Raw genomic sequence first — 17,865 nt, 5'->3', positions numbered from 1 at the left:
GTCTGATTCGGGCGATTTAACCGAAAATAGCTGTATGTTTTCCAGTTAGCGCTCCGTTCGCGCCATTCTTCCTGTATAAACCAGTACCCTAATAATCCCAACAGTTGTATTCGGGATTTGTTTGCCGGCGGCCGCGGGTAGAACCTGGTAAATGGATGGATGGTTTACGTTTTGGTGTACTAATAGCCGTCCGTGCGCTGGCCGGACCGCTCCGCCATTTCCGCCCCTTGCCGGGCGGAATCGCTGCTGATGTGAGCGGAATCGCTTTTCGCCTTCGCCAAGCCTTCGGAAACCCGCCGCCCATATTCGGGATCGGCCTGCGTGAAATGAGCGATCATATTGTCTTGAATAACCGGCTCGCAAATTTTCAAGGCGTCGACCAGATTGCCGATCAATTCCTCCCGTTCTTCATCGCTGAACTTCCGGAACGTGTCCCCGGCTTGCGCGAAATCGTTCGGGCGGCCGATTTTCTCGCGAACGAGCTTGGCCGTGTAGGCAGGCTCGTGATCCTTGCCGGTCTTCTGCGCTTCATGCAGCCCGCCGAGCGAGGAGGGCTCGTAATTCACGTGAGGATTTTGGCCGGGTGCCTTGTCTACAATGAAAGCCATTTGTCCGTCCCGCTGATTGGTGGCTACCTTCGCTTTGGGAGCGTTGATCGGGAGCTGCAGGTAGTTCGTGCCTACCCGGTGCCGCTGCGTATCCGAATAAGAGAAGGTCCTTCCCTGGAGCAGCTTGTCGTCCGAGAAATCCAGGCCGTCCACCAGCACGCCCGTCCCGAAGGCCGCTTGCTCCACCTCGGCGAAATAGTTCTCGGGGTTTTTGTTCAAAACCATTTTACCTACCGGCAGAAACGGAAAACGTTCATGATCCCACAGCTTCGTCGGATCGAGGGGATCGAAATCAAGCTCCGGATGCTCGTCGTCGCTCAAAAGCTGCACGCATAGCTCCCACTCCGGAAAGTCGCCGAGCTCGATGGCTTCGTACAAATCCTGCGTGGCGTGGCTCGTATTTTTCGCTTGTATTTCTTCCGCTTCGCGCTGCGTCAAATTTTTGATCCCCGTCTTCACCGGCTCCCAATGGTATTTGACGAGCATAGCTTCGCCCGCTTCGTTAACCCATTTGTATGTATTGACGCCGGAGCCCTGCATCTGCCGGTAGTTCGCCGGAATGCCCCATGGCGAGAACAGGAAGGTGATCATATGCGTCGCTTCCGGCGAGTTGGAGACAAAATCGAACATGCGCTCCGGATTCGGCAAATTCGTAACCGGATCCGGCCGGAAAGCGTGAACCATGTCCGGAAACTTGAGCGGGTCGCGGATAAAGAAAACTTTCAGGTTGTTGCCGACCAAATCCCAGTTGCCGTCCTCGGTATAAAACTTCACGGCGAAGCCCCGCGGATCCCGCAGCGTTTCCGGCGAATGTCCGCCGTGAATGACCGTCGAAAAACGGACGAACACCGGCGTCCGCTTGCCCGCCTCTTGAAAAAGCTTGGCTCTCGTATATTTCGAAACCGGCTCGTTGCCCGCTTTCCCGTACGCTTCGAAGTAACCGTGTGCTCCGGCTCCGCGGGCATGGACGACCCGCTCGGGAATTTTCTCGCGGTCGAAGTGCGATATTTTTTCGATAAAATGGTAATTTTCGAGAGTAGACGGCCCCCGATTTCCTACCGTTCGAATGTTCTGATTATCCGAGATCGGATGGCCCTGCCGGTTCGTTAACGTCATGTCTTCGCTGCCCGTTTCCAAATGCTCCATAATCATCCTCCAGCACTTTAGTCAAATGTACTTTTTACCCTTGGCTGGATTATTATTCATGCGCTTTGCTATAGCAGCGGGGTAATGGCGATTACTCATAATAAATAGCAAAAACCCCCCGCCAGCCTCTTCAGGATAGCGCGGGATTCCATTACTTGGCGGGCTGCGCATCCACCGGCACAACTGCATCGAGCAGCTCCCGCTCCAGCTCCTCCGCGTACCGGGCGCGCGTTCGTTCATCCCAATGCAGCAGGTCGCCCATGCAGCGGATCGTTTGCTTTTTGTACCGGTAAACCAGACCGATATTGAACAGCAGTGCGCCCGTCCGGCGGATGAAAAAGTCTACCGGCTTCACCGTCATTTCCTCTTCGATCGCATACCGCAAAGCACGATACAGCTCAAGGGGCAGCTCGTATTTGGCCGCTTCCCCGGCGGCATCGTTCCCTCCGGCGCGGAAGACGCGGTCGGCGTTCGAGCCGTAAAAGCGCGCAAGCTTGCGCCCCGCCTCCTCGTTCAGCCCGAAGGCTTGCGCGCTGCGGCCTTTCTGCTCGACGAACGAGTCCAAATGCTTGGATCCGCCCACATCGCCGCCGGAAATCGGGATATGCTTCGTCACGCATTCCTTCGTCTTATGCCCGTATTCGCTCTCCAGTTTACGCGAAACAAGATCGACGACCATCTCCGCCATTTTGCGGTAACCCGTCAATTTGCCGCCGGCGATCGTGATCAATCCGGACGGGGACACCCAGATCTCGTCCTTGCGCGATATTTCGGACGGATCCTTCCCTTCCTCGTAGATAAGCGGCCGCACGCCGGCCCAGCTCGATTCGATATCGCTCTCGGCGATACGCGCGCCTGGGAACATGTCGTTGATCGCCGCAATGACATACGTCCTGTCGGCATTCGTCATTTTCGGGTGCGCCGTGTCACCTTCATAGAAAGTATCTGTCGTGCCGACATACGTTTTGCCGTCGCGGGGGATGGCGAAAATCATCCTTTTGTCCGGCGTATCGAAATATACTGCCTGCTTCAACGGAAAGCGGCTCTGATCGATGATCAAATGAATGCCCTTGGTCAGACGAAGCTGCTTCCCTTTCTTCGAGCCGTCCATCTCCCTCAGCGTATCGACCCAAGGACCGGTTGCGTTGACGATTTTTTTGGCATGCACCTCGACCGTTCGTCCCGTCAATTGATCGGACACCGTCACTCCGGCCGCCTGACCGTCCTCCTTATACAGAAACCGCTCCGCTTTGGCATAACTGACAGCCGTCGCTCCGAAATCTACCGCGCGCTTCAGCACCTCAATCGTCAGCCTGGCGTCATCCGTCCGGTATTCCACATAATATCCGCTGCCAAGCAAGCCTTCTTGCTTCAAAAGCGGCTCGCGCTTCCTTGTAGTTGAAATATCAAGCATTTTGCGCCTTTCGCTGCGTTTGACGCCCGCCAAATAATCATAGACGAGCAGGCCGAGCGAAGTGGAAAATTTGCCGAACGTCCCGCCCTTGTAGATCGGCAGCATCATCCGCTCCGGCGTCGTGACATGCGGGCCGTTCTCGTAAACGATGGCGCGTTCTTTGCCGACCTCAGCCACCATTTTGACTTCGAGCTGCTTCAAATAACGCAGACCGCCGTGCACGAGCTTGGTCGACCGGCTGGATGTGCCTGCGGCGAAGTCCTGCATCTCGATCAGCAAAGTGCGGATGCCGCGGTTGGCCGCATCGAGCGCGATGCCGCAGCCGGTAATGCCGCCGCCTACGACGAGCAGGTCGAATTCCCGGCCGTTCAATTGCTCGAATGTATCCGCTCGGTTCAGACTGGAAAAACCTTTAGCCATATGAATCTCCTCCCGTTCCATGCCGGAGAACATCAAAAAGACCGCAATGACACTACGGGAATATCTCCATTCCCATAATGCAAAGCGGTCTCTCGTTCGTCTCCGACCTCTTGTGTTTAATTATATTCACTATACCATAACAACGGTTACTTGAAAACCATCGCGGCTTGAACCGCTTTTTTCCATCCGCCGTAATACCGGTCCCGCTGCTCATCCGGCATGCCTGGAGCAAACGCGCGCTCCATCGCCCAATTGCTTGCAATTTCCTCGGGCGTATCCCAATAGCCTATTGCCAAGCCTGCTAAGTAAGCCGCCCCTAACGCAGTCGTTTCGTTTACGACGGGACGCTGCACCGGTACGCCAAGCATATCCGCCTGGAACTGCATGAGGAAGTTGTTCCGCACGGCGCCCCCGTCAACACGCAGCGTCTTCAGCGAAATGCCGGAATCCGCCTCCATCGACGTCAGCACATCCTTCGTTTGATACGCCAGCGACTCGAGCGTAGCCCGTACAAAATGCTCCTTCTTCGTCCCGCGCGTCAAACCGAATACCGCTCCCCGCACCTCGCTGTCCCAGTAAGGCGCACCGAGTCCGACGAATGCGGGGACGACGTAAACGCCGTCGGTAGAAGCCACACGCTCCGCGTACTTCTCGCTATCCTTCGAATCCGCGAACATCCGCAGTCCGTCGCGCAGCCACTGCACCGCCGAGCCCGCCACAAAGATGCTGCCCTCCAGCGCATACTCCACTTTGCCGCCTAGCCCCCACGCAATCGTGGTCAGCAAGCCGTGACTCGAAGCGACCGCCTTCCCGCCGGTATTCATCAGCATGAAACATCCGGTGCCGTATGTGTTTTTGGCCATCCCCTGCTCGAAGCACGCTTGCCCGAACAACGCCGCCTGCTGATCCCCCGCGATCCCCGCAATCGGAATTTCACAGCCGAAAAAGTGATGCCGATCCGTCAGCCCGTATACTTCCGAGGACGATCTTACCTCAGGCAGCATCGAGGCGGGAACCGCAAGCAGGTTCAGCAGCTCTTCGTCCCACTTCAGCTCATGAATATTGAACATCAGCGTCCGCGAAGCATTCGTATAGTCCGTTACGTGAACGCGCCGTCCTGTCAATCTCCACACGAGCCACGTATCGATCGTGCCGAAAAGCAGCTCCCCGCGCTCCGCCTTCTCTCTGGCACCCTCGACATGATCGAGAATCCACTTGACCTTCGTGCCTGAAAAATAGGCGTCGAGCAAAAGTCCCGTTTTGCTTCGGAACAGCTCGTTATGCCCCTCGCTCTTAAGCCGCTCGCAAATATCGGCCGTTTGCCGTGATTGCCACACGATAGCATTATATACCGGGTTTCCCGTATCCCGTTCCCAGACGACCGTCGTTTCGCGCTGGTTCGTGATGCCGATCCCGGCCACCTGCTCCGGCTTGACGCCCGACTCCGACAAGCATGCGGCGATTACCGCAAGAACGGAGCCCCATATTTCATTGGCATTATGCTCGACCCAGCCCGGCTGCGGAAAATATTGCGTAAACTCGTGCTGCGCCACATGAACGACCTTGCCCGTTTTATCGAACAGCATCGCCCTCGAGCTCGTGGTGCCTTGATCCAGCGCCAGCATATAAGTATCCATTATGCTCCCTCCCATCCCTTTCCGGCCGGCAGAAACAAAAAATCCACACCCAAAATAGCCCGCAGTCCTGGGCATCATTGTAGTGTGGCTCTCATCGTCTCCGTCACATCGTATTTACTTGCGATAAGCATATGATAAATACGGAAACGCTGTCAACGGAAACATTTTCACGTTAATCTGGCTAAGCCCTCTTCCACGAATTACTTAACAACCTGAAATAACGATTTGACTTCAAAAGCGATATGCCGTTCCTCCAGCCAATCCTTGAAGCAGTCGAGCCCTTCCTTTTCGGCGAACCGGAAACGGAACACGCGCTTGAACGTCGGCGCATTCTTGATTCGGATCGAAATCGTACTCTCATAAATAACGACCTTCTCCAGATCGGCTGCGGCAACAACCGCCCGTTCCAGCTGCAAGGTATCCGCCAGCATGACGCATGTTTTCTTTTTCCGAATAACGACAAACATAAAAACGCCGCAGGCAGCGATGATCGCGGATGCCGTTCCGTAAACAACCGCACTAACCGTATGCTCCTGCTGAATGGCCGTCACAAGCAAAGGCATTTGCCCGATAAAAACGATCACCGGCGAAAGCATCATCAAAAACGCCGATAGAAACGGGATTCGCACGTTAAAAGCTCGTTCTGCAGGCTGCATGTCGATACCTCCTCGCACTACCCATATTTTACCTTGCGCTCGACAAAGATAAAAGGCTTAATGCAAAGAATAGAGACAAGGATAAACGACTTCGCCGTCCTTTAAGGACAGGCGCGTTTACCGTTGAAATATAAGCACTTGTTATGCGAAACTATAAAGTCTCATATTTAAAAAAAGAACGCCCGTAACTGGGCGCCGACATTTGAAATCCGTATCAAGCAACCACCGGAAACGAAAACGCGATAATATGCTCGAGCACGATGTACATTTCTTTTGAGGTTTTCTGCTCGGTTATTTTGACATACGAATGATTAAACTCGTTAAGCGTTCCCGTCCATACGCCGGCGCTCGTCGTCAGCTCGATCGGCAGGCCGGTTTTTTGCCTTAACATGCCGTGTAAATGCGTACCTGGCAGCAGCAGGTGCGATTGGGATTCGATCGCCATACCTTTTCAGCTCTCCTTTGTCATGGGTTCGCATGCACGTAGACAAGATTGGCGAAAGAAACGCGTATTTCGTAAAGAAATCCGTTATCCGTGAAGGATACCAAAATGTAGTCGTTCCCCACTCTAGCAAGCGTTCCGATTACGGTTAATTGACCGAAGGCGTTCGTTACGGCCGTCACCTCGGAGCCGATCAGAGGAACGAGATCGCCGGACAATGTTGATGACATGGAAAGGCTAGCCCCCTTCGCTCTGCACGGTTTCGACGTTGGAAATGAACGAATACGGAATGCTCATCGTCGTCCCCATATTCGTCGTAAAATGGGCCAGTGTCGTCCCCAGCGTATCGACGTTCCCGGCAAAGCCGGTAGGCTGCCCCGGCGTCATGACGGTTACCGTCGTATTCGCCGTCTGATAAGCGGTGAGCAGATTGATCAGCTCCGTAAAATCCGCACCGCCCCCCGGCGGTCCTTGAACGCCTTGAGCGCCTTGCACGCCTTGTGCCCCCTGCACGCCTTGTGCCCCCTGCACGCCTTGGAGACCTTGCGGGCCTGCGATACCGGAAGCCCCCGAATCGCCGGGCGGGCCGGCTGCATAACGTGTCGCATAACGGCGGCGGCGCTTGCGTTTGCAAGAATGATGCAGCCTGCAAATCAAACGGCGCCTCCGCTTTCGGCGTTTGCAGCGCAGTGCGGACCGCGACCGGCTTCTTGCCGATTTGGAACCTCTCATTCGTGTATCCCTCCGTTCCGAATGCGTAAACGACCTTACGCTATACATATGACCTGTATACTTATTCGGACTAGGGGCTTCTCACGGCCGGCCAAAAAAGGGCGTTACAGGATATACGTCAAGGGTAAACGCCTGTCGGCGTCTTTGGACGCCTTACGTTTACCGTAGAAATATAAGCAATTGTCATGTGTGAAACTTAGAAGGTCTTATATTTAAAAAAAAGAACGGCCGAGCAGCTATAGCCAGCTTGCTCAACCATTCTTTCGATCACGCAATTTTTGTGAGAGCTATCAGCCACGGCGAGCTTAATCCGTCGGCATCTCCAGACGCTTAATGAACTCTTCCGCCGCACTGTAGCCCTGCTGCCTCAGGTACCAGTTGTTCGCCGCCGCCTCGATCAGGCCGGCTACGTCCCTCCCGGGCTGGAGCTGGATTTCGATATGCGGCACTTTGACGCCCATATACTCCACAAATTTCTCTTCAAGCTCGAGCTCGTTATTCAGCGCGTTATCCTGCCATTTGGTCAGCTCAATGTCGAGCGTAATCCGCGTTTCATCCTGAAACGCCTTCCTGCCGTATATCCGCGACACGTTGATCAGTCCGATGCTGCGCAAAGCCAGAAACTCCTTGGTTTTGCCGTTATGCGTCCCGAGCAGCGTTTGCGGGCTCAGCTTCTTCAGCACGACGATATCGTCCGCGACGAGCCGGTGTCCCCGCCGTACAAGCGTGTGGGCGGTTTCGCTCTTGCCGACGCCCGACTTGCCCCGCAGCAAAATGCCGATGCCGGACACATTGACGCAAACGCCGTGAATCGAGCTTTCAGGCGCCAGCGCTTTAACCAAATAAGCGTCCAGCTGCCCGATAAACTGATTCGTCGCAACCGGCGTCCGCAGGAGAGGGATGCCTTCTTCGTTGCAATATTTTTTTAAGTATTTTAACCCTTCCTGGTTTCTCGTGACGACGAAGCATGGCGGGTGATATTTGACGACGTTCCCGATATGCAGGTTGCGTTCCTCTTCGGTAAGCTTATGCAAATAAGTAATTTCCTTGCTCCCTAACACCTGGACGTGCTGCGTAGGAAAAAAATCGAAATGGCCGACGAATTCGAGACCCGGACGATGTGCCTTGGCTTTGGTGACCGGACGGTCCAGATGGGATTCCGCAGCAAGCACCTCGAGCGAGAAGCGTTTTACCAAGTCGTTGACTACAATGGATTTCATACTTCATATACTCCCTTCCGGCACTTCCCGCATTCCCGTGCATCCGCACGACAGCGCTGCCCTCATAATTGGTTTGAGGTTATATTCGACGGTCTTGGGCGTTTCCCTTCCTGACTGCAGCAAGGTTTCACAGCTCTGTCACGACATTATGGACGAATCTTTTCAACATTCGCACATAGAATGACAAGGAACGGCAAAATTCCGGTATTGCCCTAGGGGGATGCGCATAGCTTCAAATATTTACGAAGAATTAAGCTTCTCTTCAGGTGCATGATTTATCATGTATATATGAGGCGGCTATATTTTTATGCTAGAAAAAAGTTGGAACCAAACGCTCCGTCATCCGTAGTAGGTTAGAGGTCTGTACAAAATAGGCCATCTCAAGGATAAATACCTGTCGGCGTCTTTTGTCGCTCTGCGTTTACCGTTGAAATATAAGCGCTTAGTATGTGAACCGGCTAAATGCTTATATGTTCAAAAAAAGGAGGCTCCTATGGATCCGAAACGAATATTTATGGCCAGCGCAATGGCTTTTGCCATTACGTTCGGCACCATTTTGTGCAATGAGGAAGCAAATGCGGGTACGGCTGTCGTCCCTCACGATAAAGCAGGCGCTCAAGGCAAAACCAAGCCGACCGATCCGCAAGTGCAGCAAGTAGAGGAAAACGATCCGCTGCACTACGCACTCGGCGTTTCATCTGAAGAAGAACTATACGATGCCCTGTATAAAGGCCATTCCTTGGCCGACATCGCTCACCATAACGATAAAGAGATTCAGGGCGTTATCGAATTGCAAGTTTCCGAGTTGACGGAGCAGCTGGACAAGCGTCTCCTGAACGGAAGCATTACCCCGAGCACCTATCAGGCGCAAATCGCCGAGTTGAACGACATCGTCACCAAAAGCGTGTTCGGATATACGTAAAGGGGATAAGGAGCAAGACAACCCCTGCTATCTAATGAAGAAGCCTTCAAAACCGCTGCCGTAGTGGGATTGGAGGCTTCTTTTCGCGTGGGATTTCTCATATCTGACGACGGTGCCTGTTGCGGAATCGTAACACTCGCCGATCAATATCCCCTCTATATCCGCTCCCCGTTCAGCCTTTTCATCTGGCTAGTCCAGAGCTTACCGGTTAATACTTGCATTGTCTTCCGCGTTACCGGCAAAGCACTTCGCCCGCTCCCCTAAGCTTTCCACTCCACGCTTCGCAGAAGCTTTTGCTTCATCAGCTCAAGAACGAACTCGACATAATAATCACGGCGCACGATCACCTTGTACGTTTGGTCCGGGTATGCATAGAACAAAACGTCGGTGTGCACCTCGTTCGACTCGAACCACGCCCTCGCTTGCTTAAGACCGTCGACAGCAAGCGGCTGCTCCTTCAAAACGCGAATCCGGAATTCCACATCATCCCCGTTCACGTCTTCTTGAATATGAACGATTTCCGGATCGAATCGGTATGTCAGCATGCGTTCCCTCCTCGGCTATAGTAAATAACGCAGGTATATATAGATACTGGACAACACGATGGAAAGCAGCATGAGCGGGAACCCGATTTTAATAAACTGCACGAAGCGAATCGGATGCCCTTCCTTGCCGGACAATCCCGCCACGATCAGGTTCGCGCTGGCGCCGATCAAAGAACCGTTTCCGCCCAAGCATGCGCCCAGCGCCAAGCTCCACCACAGAGGCTCCAAATTGCTTACCCCCATATTCCCCATCTCTTGAATCATCGGAATCATCGTCGCGACGAACGGGATATTATCCAGGAAGGCGGACGCTATGGCGCTGAGCCACAGGATCAGCATCGAAGTGGCGACGACATCGCCGCCTGTCAGCTCGATTGCCTGCTCAGCCAGCTTGGCGATGACTCCCGTCTCCACGAGCCCCGACACGAGCACGAACAAACCGATGAAGAAAAAGATCGTCGTCCATTCGACCTTCGTAAACGCTTCTTCCATCCTGTGCTCTCCGGTTAGCAGCAGAAGCAAAAAAGCGCCCGCCAACGCCACCGTCGCCGATTCCAGATGCAGCAGCTGATGCAGGAAAAACCCGATGATCGTAATCCCGAGGACCGCTACGCATTTATAGAGCAGCTTACGGTCCGTAATGACCGCTTTCTCGTCCAAATCCATGATGCTTTGCTTCAGCTCGGGCGCCGTTTGAATGTTTTTGCGGAACATCCAAACAAAAATCGGGATATAAACCGCCATCACGATCGCCGCAATCGGCGCAAGATTCGCAATGAACGCCATGAACGTCAGTTCTTTGACGGCGCTCCCGATCATGATGTTCGGCGGGTCCCCGATGAGCGTCGCCGTCCCCCCGACATTCGAGGCGAAAATTTGCGCAATCAGAAACGGGACCGGATTCACGCGAAGCTGGCGCGTAATGCTGAAGGTGACCGGCACCATCAGCAGCACGGTCGTCACATTGTCCAAAAAAGCCGAGCCAACGGCCGTAATAAGCGTGAGCGCGACCATGATGCGGACCGGCTCCCCTTTTGCCTTCTTGGCCGACAGGATCGCAATGTATTTGAATAATCCCGTTTCCGCCGTTACGCTTACGATAATCATCATCCCTACGAGAAGACCCAGCGTATTAAAATCGATATGGTGCAGCGCCGTTTCCTGGTTGACGATACCAAGCGACACCATTAGCACCCCGCCGATCATGGCGACGATCGTACGATGGATTTTCTCGGCGATGATCAGCCCGTAAATAAGAAGAAATATACTGATTGCCCAAATCGCTTGCTGCTCCATAATGCCTCCTATTTTCCATTATTGCGGGCCATTTGCTTTTATTCTGAACCTTTCCCCGCCGGCGTACGCGCAAAAAACGCAAAAAGAAGCCTGCAGATGACAGGCTCCTCCGGTTGTTTCACGATATTCGCTTTTTCGCTAACCGTAATTATACGGATTAATGCTTGCGTTGTAAATCGTTTCGGCCATATTTCGCCCTGATAATGGATACAATGAATACCAAGCATTTCGCTTCAATTACGCGGAAGGAGCGGAACCTATGCAGGTCCCGCTGAACAATGGCGAGAAAGCGGAAGTTTACTGCTTGGACCAAGAGTTATTTACCTTTTAACACGCCGACAATAATTCCATATATAGGAAAATATTCGTTTTTCCTTTACAAACACGCCAAATCACGTTACGATAGATCCAACTGAATAACGTGATTTACCGGAGGAGCCTGTTCACCACAGGCTCCTTTTTGCCGTTTTTCAGGAAATCGACCGTATTTTATTCGGCGGCGCGTAATGTTTCGCATCAATTGGAAAACTATTTTAGAGCAGAAGGAGATGACTTATGGAATTTATTTGGACCATGGTACTCATTTTAACCTTCACCAAAATCGCCGGGGATCTCTCCGTACGAGTGGGGCAGCCGGCCGTACTGGGCAAGCTTATCGTCGGCATCTTGCTCGGCCCCGCCGTGCTGGGGTGGATTCAAGAAGGAGCTATTATAAATCAATTGTCGGAAATCGGCGTATTGCTGCTTATGTTTATCGCCGGTCTCGAAACCGATCTGGAGCAGCTGAAGAAAAACTGGAAGTCCGCTCTTGCCGTAGCGGTCGGGGGTATTATTCTGCCTTTCGCAGGAGGGTATGGCGCCGCAGTCGCTTTCGGCCTGTCCCCGCAGTTCGCCTTGTTTTTCGGCCTGTTGTTCTGCGCGACATCGGTCAGCATCTCCGTCCAAACGCTGAAAGAAATGAACCGGATCAATTCCAGAGAAGGCACGACCATTCTCGGAGCCGCCGTCGTGGACGATGTGCTAGTCGTCGTTCTGCTGGCGGTCATGATGAGCGTTCTGGGCGCCGGGGACGTATCGCTCGGCATGCTGATCGGCAAAAAAATACTGTTTTTCGTCCTCATCATCGCGGCAGGCTGGTTTGTCGTTCCCCGGATCATGAAACTGCTCGCGCCGTTAAAGGTGACGGAGGCCGTTATCAGCGCGGCGCTTATCGTCTGCTTCGCTTTCGCCTATTTTGCCGAGTCGATGGGCGTTGCCGGAATTATCGGCGCCTTCGCCGCCGGTATCGCCATTTCCCAAACCTCCTTCAAGCATGAGGTGGAGATGAAGCTCGAACCGATTGCGTATGCCGTTTTCGTGCCCGTTTTTTTCGTCAGCATCGGCTTAAACGTCTCGTTCGAAGGCGTCGGCTCGCAGCTGCTGTTCATTGCGATCATTACCGTCGTCGCGATCGTGACGAAGCTCTTGGGCGGAGGGCTTGGCGCCCGGCTTACGGGTTTTTCGAACCGCGCTTCGCTTGCTATCGGCTCCGGTATGGTGTCCCGCGGCGAGGTCGCGCTTATTATTGCTTCCGCAGGACTGCAGACGGGGCTTCTTATGCAAGATTATTTCACATCGGTTGTCATCATGATTATTATGACTACGCTGGTGACGCCGCCTATGCTGAAGCTGTCGTTCCGGCCGAACGCGAAAGAAGAGGCGCAGCAGCACGAATAAAGCATATTCACTATCAACGCCCCGCCGTTTCTTGTTATATTGAAAGAAACCCGCGCCGCAAAGGAGGAGAACGATGCAAATCATCGCCATGATCACGATGCTCGTCGATCATATCGGAATCGTGTTTTATCCGGACAACGCCCTTTGGCGGATCGTCGGACGCATCGCTTTGCCGATTTACGCGTACGGCATCGTTCAAGGGTTCTTTCATACCCGCAGCAGGCCCCGCTATTTGCAGCGGTTGACCGTATTGGCGCTCATCTCGCAAATTCCCTATATGGCAAGCTTAAACACGACGGGCATCAATACGATCGGCACGCTGGCCGTTTGTCTAGCCGTGCTTCTGATTGCGGAACGTTTTGAAAAATGGGCCGCGGTCGCGTGCTCGTTAGCCGGAATGCTCCTGCTGGAGGCGCTCCCTTTCAGTTACGGCTCTTATGCCCTGCTGCTTATTCTTCTGTACCGCTATCTGGACGCCAAGTATTGGGTTCCGGCCCATTTGGCGCTCAATCTGCTGTCCCTTGCCTACAATACCGGCTGGCAGCTGCAGTTGTTCAGCATCGTGCCGACGATTTTTTTCGCTTACGGCCGTTTCCTGCTCCCCGATCTGCGGTTCAAGCTTGTTCCGCCGGGCTGGATTTGGCGCAGCTTCTATCCGGTCCATCTGACCGCATTGGCCGTTCTTGCAGCATGGATTAATCGATAAAAAGGGACGGAGCACCAAGGCCGCCAAGCCAAACGAGTGCGCCGTCCCTATTTTTCCGTATACCGAACTACGTCCATCCCCAGAAAAAGCCGTCCCGGTCCCACGCTACTTTCCCGCCGTGCAGCTTGCGAAACGCCTTTTTCACTTCTTTTTCCAGCGATGCGTTCCCATTCTCGTTCACGAAAACGAAAGCCTCGCCGAAATTCGCCCTCACGTAGGCTATAGCGTCGCTCTGACTGAGAATACCTCTGAATTTAATTTCTTTGACCATCCATTCGGCCACGTCTTGCGCTGTAAATTCCGTGCCTGCCAACTGTCTTCACTCCTACGATTCATATGTCGGGCTTCTGCGCGGCATTGCCCTGTACCTCCGTGCCCGCCTAGCCTCGCCAAGCGCATTCCCTGTTTGCTTATATTGCCTTATAGGCCGGCTATGATCATGCCGGCAGCCCTCAGCCAAACCATTGGCTAATGTAAACCATGGCCAGCAATCCGATAATAAAAGAATAGGTCGATGGTCTTTCATAGCCGTGACCGTGGCTTTCGGGAATCAGCTCCTTGTACGCGATAAACAGCATGGCGCCTGCGGCGAAGGCCAGCCCGTAGCCTATCAGATTTTCGATGCCGCTTGCCGTCAAATAGCCGATTACCGCCGATACGGCTTCCATTAACCCCGTTAGGAACACGATCGCAAACGCCCTTATTTTACTCACCCTCGAATTGATCAGGAAAACGGCCAGTATTAAACCCTCGGGAATATTTTGCGCGCCGATCGAGATTGCGACCATCGGTCCCAAGCCTTCGTTCCGGCTGGCATAGCTGAATCCCGTGCTCAGCCCTTCCGGAATGTTATGGATGAACAGCGCTATGATAACGAGGAGCGATTTGGAATCGAAGGAGCTGACGCGGCTATCGTTCTCGACATCTATATGAGGAATATTTTTCTCGATCAAATCCAGCAAAACGATCCCCAGCAATATGCCCACGGTCAAGGCGAGAATGCCCGACTCCTTAATGGCTTGCGGCATTAGCCCGAAGGTCGATGCGGAAACCATAATCCCTGCCGTGAATGCGATAAGAATATCCTTCCACTTCTCGGACAGCTTCCTGACAAAAAATATGGGCGCCGCCCCCAGCATAGTCGCCATGGCGGAAATGATGCTCCCAAGTAAAGCGGACTCCAAGCAAACTCCCCCTTCGAAACGACGGCGTATCGTTAAGTTTGATTGTAAGTTGTAATTGCTTTCAGCGCAATTGCGCACCGCCACTTTATTCAGCGCATTTCTCCATGCCGCACCGCCGGAATTCATTTACAGCATTAAGAAACTGCGGTAATCTATTGATGTACTGGAAGGCGGCGATTATCGTTGAATTTTATCAGAGCCATGCTGCGCCATTTTATCCATAATAAACTGCTGTTCGGCGTTTTCTTGTTTAGTATTCTCTTTGAAGTCGCTTATGCGGTCGCCTCGCCTCTAAGCCTGAAATACTTGGTCGACGAAGCGTTTACGCCCAAGGACTATCATGCTTTCCTGCTCATTCTGGGCGTTTTGTTCAGCGCCGGATTTTTCAATATTATTGCAAATATGGCCGGCGACTACTCGCTGGGCAAACTGAGCGGCGAAGCCGTCCGGAAGCTCAGACTCGAGCTGTTCGTCCACCTGCAGAAGCAATCCCTCCCTTTTTATCAGCGCTTCAAAGTCGGCGATCTCGTCACCCGCTTTGCCTCGGACATGACTACCTTGGAAAGAGTCGTTCGCATCTCGAGCCCTTTCTTCCTGAGAGAGACGCTAAGCGTCCTGCTCGGGCTCGTTATGCTGTTTGCGATCGAATGGAAGCTCACGCTTGCCGTGCTTGCCGGCTCCGCCCTGATGTATGTCGGCCCCAGGCTGCTTCAAGCCCGCGCGGAAGCGGACAACGAAAGCTACAAGCAAGCCCAGGAACGCTTCTCCAATACGATCGACGAGATGATCAAGGGCCACAAAACCATCAAAGGCTTGCATCAGCAAAGCAGTTTCCGCGAACGCGCCCGCAAGCAAATCCAAGAGCTGTATTCGTTCGGCTTGAAAATGCACGTGACCAACTCCTTGATGGAACGGTTGCCATTAACGGTCCTATTGGTCCTGAACGGCATTATGATCGGCTTCGGCGGCTATTTGATTTTTCATGATCAGATGACGATCGGCGGCTTTATGGCTTTCTTAACGTTATTTATGAGCGTAGGCCAGTCCGGCTCCAATTTATCGTTCCTGATCCCGAATCTTATCGATTCGAGCATCAGCTTTCGGCGCATCTCGGAAGTTTTCGCGCAGAAGCCGAGTGTCCCGGAAGCGGACGACCCGAAAGAGCTTCCTTCCTCCTTCGCGGCGATCGGGATGGACCGGGTCACCTTCGGTTATACCGAGCAAGCCGATCAATTGAAGGATGTCAGTTTGCGCATTCCGGCCGGAAGCTACGTGGCCTTCGTCGGACCAAGCGGCTCGGGCAAAAGCACGGCTTTACAGCTGCTGTCCCGTTTTTACGATCCCAAACAAGGCACCGTTGCAATCGACGGCCATGACTTGAGAAACGTTAGCGAGTCTTCCTTAAGGAAGCTGGCGGTTTTGGTTACGCAGGATACCTTTCTGTTTAACTCGACGGTCCGGGATAACCTTCTGTTGGACGGCAAAGGTTTTACAGATGCGGACATGATCGTAGCGGCGAAGCAAGCCAACATCCATAACGTCATTGAAAGCTGGCCGGATGGCTACGATACGCAGATCCATCATGAAGGGGGCTCCTTGTCCGGCGGCGAACGCCAGCGTATAGCGATTGCGAGAGCGCTCCTGAGAAAACCGTCCTTGCTGCTGCTCGATGAGGTGACTTCTGCGCTCGATCCCGCCACCGAAGCGGACATCAACGCATTGCTTCAGCAGCTTCGCCGGCATACTACGATTATTTCCGTAACCCATCGGCTGGCCTCCGTCATACATGCCGACAGGATTCATGTGTTCAAGGAAGGCAGCATCGTCGAGTCCGGCACGCACGAGGAGCTGCTTGGGCAAAACGGTCTCTACGGCACCCTGTGGGAGAAACAGCACGGCTTCCATCTTTCGCATGACGGGCTTCATGCAACGGTCGATGTCGAGCGGCTTGCGAAGCTGCCCTTCTTCGAAGGCATCGAGCTTCCGCTGCTTGACGGCGTCGCCGCTTTGTTTTCAACCGAAACCTGTAAAGAGGGCGAGACGGTCGTACGCGAGGGAGAGGAAGGAAATAAATTTTACATCATCGTCCGCGGCAGGTTTGAAATCATCAAGCATATTCCAGACGAGAGAGAAAAACGCGTGGCCGTTCTCCAGGACGGCGATCACTTCGGAGAAATCGCGCTGCTGATGAACATTCCCCGGACCGCTACGGTGAAAGCTATGGGGCCGTCGGTGCTTTTGTCCGTAAGACGGGAAGCGTTCCACCAAATGACGGCTGCACACCCTCAAATTTTGCAAACGCTGGAGAATACGCTGAAGAAACGAATGTAACGGCTCTGAAATTCAGAATCGAAATTTGCCGAAAAGCGTTTATAGCCGCGAAGGAACAGTCGGTAAAAAATTCGTTTTTTGTGTCAAAACTCACAGACTTAAGACTACCCTAAAAAAGTTCGACAAGGTATAATAGGACTAAGGATACATATTTTTCAATTTATCAAAAGGAGATGCAGCGAATGATTCCACCGATCGGATTTGGCCAAAAACCTACCAAGGGCAGCGGATTTGGGAGAATTATTATCAACAACGATTCCCTGAGAGCGCAAGTACAGCAGTAATGGATTTCGAATTTCGTCCTTGCACATTGGAATTGAACTACGAAGCGTACGTCAAGTTTCTGCTCCAGCATCACGACGAGCTGAATTTGCCTTATTCCTTCGCCGTTAAGCTTAGCTTTATCTGTAGTCCGCTGCTTTTCGGCAAGGCTTTGCTCATCTTCAACGAAGAACCTTACGAGATCGCGGGCGCAGCAGGCTTCGTATACGGAACCGGCAATAATCAATACGAGGACCGCCATGTTTGCCAAGTGGAGGTCGCCTTCCTTCAACAAGGTTACCGGCGCACTTCCTTGTTTACACAAGGACTGCAAGCGCTCGTTAATGAGATGAAAGCGGGCAATCCCGATGTCGAGAAGGTTCAGTTCTGGACCTCTCCAAGTAACGAAGAACTGGAGAAGCTCTTCTCCAAGCTCAGTGCATTGCCCGGTTCGACCCGGTCGGTCATCAACGGTTTGGCGTTTTATACGGTGCCGTTCACCGAGCTGGAGTCCTACAGCACTCGGTTGTACGCCCGCTTGAAGCTGCAGAAGTGATGAATGCGCTTCCTTTTAAGCGTGGGATAAGCTATCCGTCGGCGCGTTATGGCGTGCGTTTTTTCCGAGTCGA

Annotated in this window: 16 protein-coding genes and 1 pseudogene; 5 read left to right on the top strand and 12 right to left on the bottom strand. The window is 53.2% G+C overall.

What is annotated here, in order from left to right; all coding sequences use genetic code 11:
• Positions 1 to 179: 179 nt before the first annotated feature.
• The 8 genes and pseudogenes from DQG23_RS16550 to hprK all read right to left on the bottom strand — a co-directional run.
• Positions 180 to 1,733, bottom strand: a pseudogene (locus DQG23_RS16550) (catalase); the annotation flags it as partial.
• Positions 1,734 to 1,905: 172 nt separating this feature from the next.
• Positions 1,906 to 3,588, bottom strand: a complete 1,683-nt coding sequence (locus tag DQG23_RS16545) for a glycerol-3-phosphate dehydrogenase/oxidase (protein ID WP_113031977.1) — start codon at positions 3,586 to 3,588, stop codon at positions 1,906 to 1,908.
• Positions 3,589 to 3,734: 146 nt separating this feature from the next.
• Positions 3,735 to 5,225 (bottom strand): glycerol kinase GlpK, encoded by a 1,491-nt coding sequence (gene glpK / locus DQG23_RS16540; protein WP_113031976.1) that lies wholly within the window; start codon positions 5,223 to 5,225, stop codon positions 3,735 to 3,737.
• Positions 5,226 to 5,425: 200 nt separating this feature from the next.
• On the bottom strand, positions 5,426 to 5,881 hold the full coding sequence (locus tag DQG23_RS16535; protein WP_113031975.1) for a hypothetical protein: 456 nt from the start codon (positions 5,879 to 5,881) through the stop codon (positions 5,426 to 5,428).
• Between the two features lie 214 nt (positions 5,882 to 6,095).
• Positions 6,096 to 6,326, bottom strand: coding sequence for a hypothetical protein (locus tag DQG23_RS16530; RefSeq protein WP_113031974.1), 231 nt, complete (start codon positions 6,324 to 6,326; stop codon positions 6,096 to 6,098).
• A 20-nt stretch (positions 6,327 to 6,346) separates the two neighbouring features.
• Entirely contained in the window at positions 6,347 to 6,553 is a 207-nt protein-coding gene (locus DQG23_RS16525) for a hypothetical protein (RefSeq protein ID WP_113031973.1), read from the bottom strand.
• Between the two features lie 7 nt (positions 6,554 to 6,560).
• The gene (locus DQG23_RS42575) at positions 6,561 to 7,055 is read right to left on the bottom strand and encodes a collagen-like triple helix repeat-containing protein (RefSeq protein WP_146762321.1); all 495 of its coding nucleotides are present in this window, start codon (positions 7,053 to 7,055) and stop codon (positions 6,561 to 6,563) included.
• Positions 7,056 to 7,360: 305 nt separating this feature from the next.
• Positions 7,361 to 8,275, bottom strand: a complete 915-nt coding sequence (hprK, locus tag DQG23_RS16515) for an HPr(Ser) kinase/phosphatase (RefSeq protein ID WP_113031971.1) — start codon at positions 8,273 to 8,275, stop codon at positions 7,361 to 7,363.
• Positions 8,276 to 8,768: 493 nt separating this feature from the next.
• Between hprK and DQG23_RS16510 the strand changes: the two genes are divergently transcribed.
• Positions 8,769 to 9,197, top strand: a complete 429-nt coding sequence (locus DQG23_RS16510; protein WP_113031970.1) for a hypothetical protein — start codon at positions 8,769 to 8,771, stop codon at positions 9,195 to 9,197.
• Between the two features lie 260 nt (positions 9,198 to 9,457).
• Here DQG23_RS16510 and DQG23_RS16505 read toward each other — a convergent pair whose 3' ends face one another.
• On the bottom strand, positions 9,458 to 9,742 hold the full coding sequence (locus DQG23_RS16505) for a hypothetical protein (RefSeq protein WP_113031969.1): 285 nt from the start codon (positions 9,740 to 9,742) through the stop codon (positions 9,458 to 9,460).
• Positions 9,743 to 9,757: 15 nt separating this feature from the next.
• Positions 9,758 to 11,038: an ArsB/NhaD family transporter gene (locus DQG23_RS16500; protein WP_113031968.1), complete on the bottom strand. Its 1,281-nt coding sequence runs from the start codon at positions 11,036 to 11,038 to the stop codon at positions 9,758 to 9,760.
• A 555-nt stretch (positions 11,039 to 11,593) separates the two neighbouring features.
• On the opposite strand from DQG23_RS16500, the gene DQG23_RS16490 reads away from it, so the two are divergent.
• Positions 11,594 to 12,754: a cation:proton antiporter gene (locus DQG23_RS16490; protein WP_113031966.1), complete on the top strand. Its 1,161-nt coding sequence runs from the start codon at positions 11,594 to 11,596 to the stop codon at positions 12,752 to 12,754.
• Between the two features lie 73 nt (positions 12,755 to 12,827).
• Positions 12,828 to 13,460 carry a TraX family protein gene (locus DQG23_RS16485; RefSeq protein WP_113031965.1) on the top strand — a complete coding sequence of 211 codons (633 nt, stop codon included), beginning with the start codon at positions 12,828 to 12,830 and terminating at the stop codon, positions 13,458 to 13,460.
• Positions 13,461 to 13,527: 67 nt separating this feature from the next.
• On the opposite strand, the gene DQG23_RS16480 is transcribed toward DQG23_RS16485, so the two are convergent.
• Both DQG23_RS16480 and DQG23_RS16475 read right to left on the bottom strand, forming a co-directional pair.
• On the bottom strand, positions 13,528 to 13,773 hold the full coding sequence (locus DQG23_RS16480; protein ID WP_420330236.1) for a DUF6953 family protein: 246 nt from the start codon (positions 13,771 to 13,773) through the stop codon (positions 13,528 to 13,530).
• A gap of 139 nt (positions 13,774 to 13,912) precedes the next feature.
• Positions 13,913 to 14,644, bottom strand: a complete 732-nt coding sequence (locus DQG23_RS16475; protein ID WP_113031964.1) for a ZIP family metal transporter — start codon at positions 14,642 to 14,644, stop codon at positions 13,913 to 13,915.
• Positions 14,645 to 14,827: 183 nt separating this feature from the next.
• On the opposite strand from DQG23_RS16475, the gene DQG23_RS16470 reads away from it, so the two are divergent.
• Complete coding sequence (locus tag DQG23_RS16470) at positions 14,828 to 16,975, top strand: ABC transporter transmembrane domain-containing protein (RefSeq protein WP_113031963.1); 2,148 nt, start codon at positions 14,828 to 14,830, stop codon at positions 16,973 to 16,975.
• A gap of 283 nt (positions 16,976 to 17,258) precedes the next feature.
• Positions 17,259 to 17,792: a hypothetical protein gene (locus DQG23_RS16465; RefSeq protein WP_113031962.1), complete on the top strand. Its 534-nt coding sequence runs from the start codon at positions 17,259 to 17,261 to the stop codon at positions 17,790 to 17,792.
• Positions 17,793 to 17,865 lie beyond the last annotated feature (73 nt).

The organism is Paenibacillus contaminans (assembly GCF_003285015.1).
GTDB lineage: Bacteria > Bacillota > Bacilli > Paenibacillales > NBRC-103111 > Paenibacillus_V > Paenibacillus_V contaminans.
The sequence above is the reverse complement of the archived record's forward strand: the minus strand, read 5'-3'. Positions and strand labels throughout refer to the sequence as shown.

Coding starts and splice junctions, on each gene's coding strand:
- DQG23_RS16535 (WP_113031975.1), bottom strand. CDS start 5,881: ATGCAGCCTGCAGAACGAGCTTTTAACGTGCGAATCCCGTTTCTATCG.
- DQG23_RS16530 (WP_113031974.1), bottom strand. CDS start 6,326: ATGGCGATCGAATCCCAATCGCACCTGCTGCTGCCAGGTACGCATTTA.
- DQG23_RS16525 (WP_113031973.1), bottom strand. CDS start 6,553: ATGTCATCAACATTGTCCGGCGATCTCGTTCCTCTGATCGGCTCCGAG.
- DQG23_RS16510 (WP_113031970.1), top strand. CDS start 8,769: ATGGATCCGAAACGAATATTTATGGCCAGCGCAATGGCTTTTGCCATT.
- DQG23_RS16485 (WP_113031965.1), top strand. CDS start 12,828: ATGCAAATCATCGCCATGATCACGATGCTCGTCGATCATATCGGAATC.
- DQG23_RS16465 (WP_113031962.1), top strand. CDS start 17,259: ATGGATTTCGAATTTCGTCCTTGCACATTGGAATTGAACTACGAAGCG.
- glpK (WP_113031976.1), bottom strand. CDS start 5,225: ATGGATACTTATATGCTGGCGCTGGATCAAGGCACCACGAGCTCGAGG.
- DQG23_RS16545 (WP_113031977.1), bottom strand. CDS start 3,588: ATGGCTAAAGGTTTTTCCAGTCTGAACCGAGCGGATACATTCGAGCAA.
- hprK (WP_113031971.1), bottom strand. CDS start 8,275: ATGAAATCCATTGTAGTCAACGACTTGGTAAAACGCTTCTCGCTCGAG.
- DQG23_RS16500 (WP_113031968.1), bottom strand. CDS start 11,038: ATGGAGCAGCAAGCGATTTGGGCAATCAGTATATTTCTTCTTATTTAC.
- DQG23_RS42575 (WP_146762321.1), bottom strand. CDS start 7,055: ATGAGAGGTTCCAAATCGGCAAGAAGCCGGTCGCGGTCCGCACTGCGC.
- DQG23_RS16505 (WP_113031969.1), bottom strand. CDS start 9,742: ATGCTGACATACCGATTCGATCCGGAAATCGTTCATATTCAAGAAGAC.
- DQG23_RS16490 (WP_113031966.1), top strand. CDS start 11,594: ATGGAATTTATTTGGACCATGGTACTCATTTTAACCTTCACCAAAATC.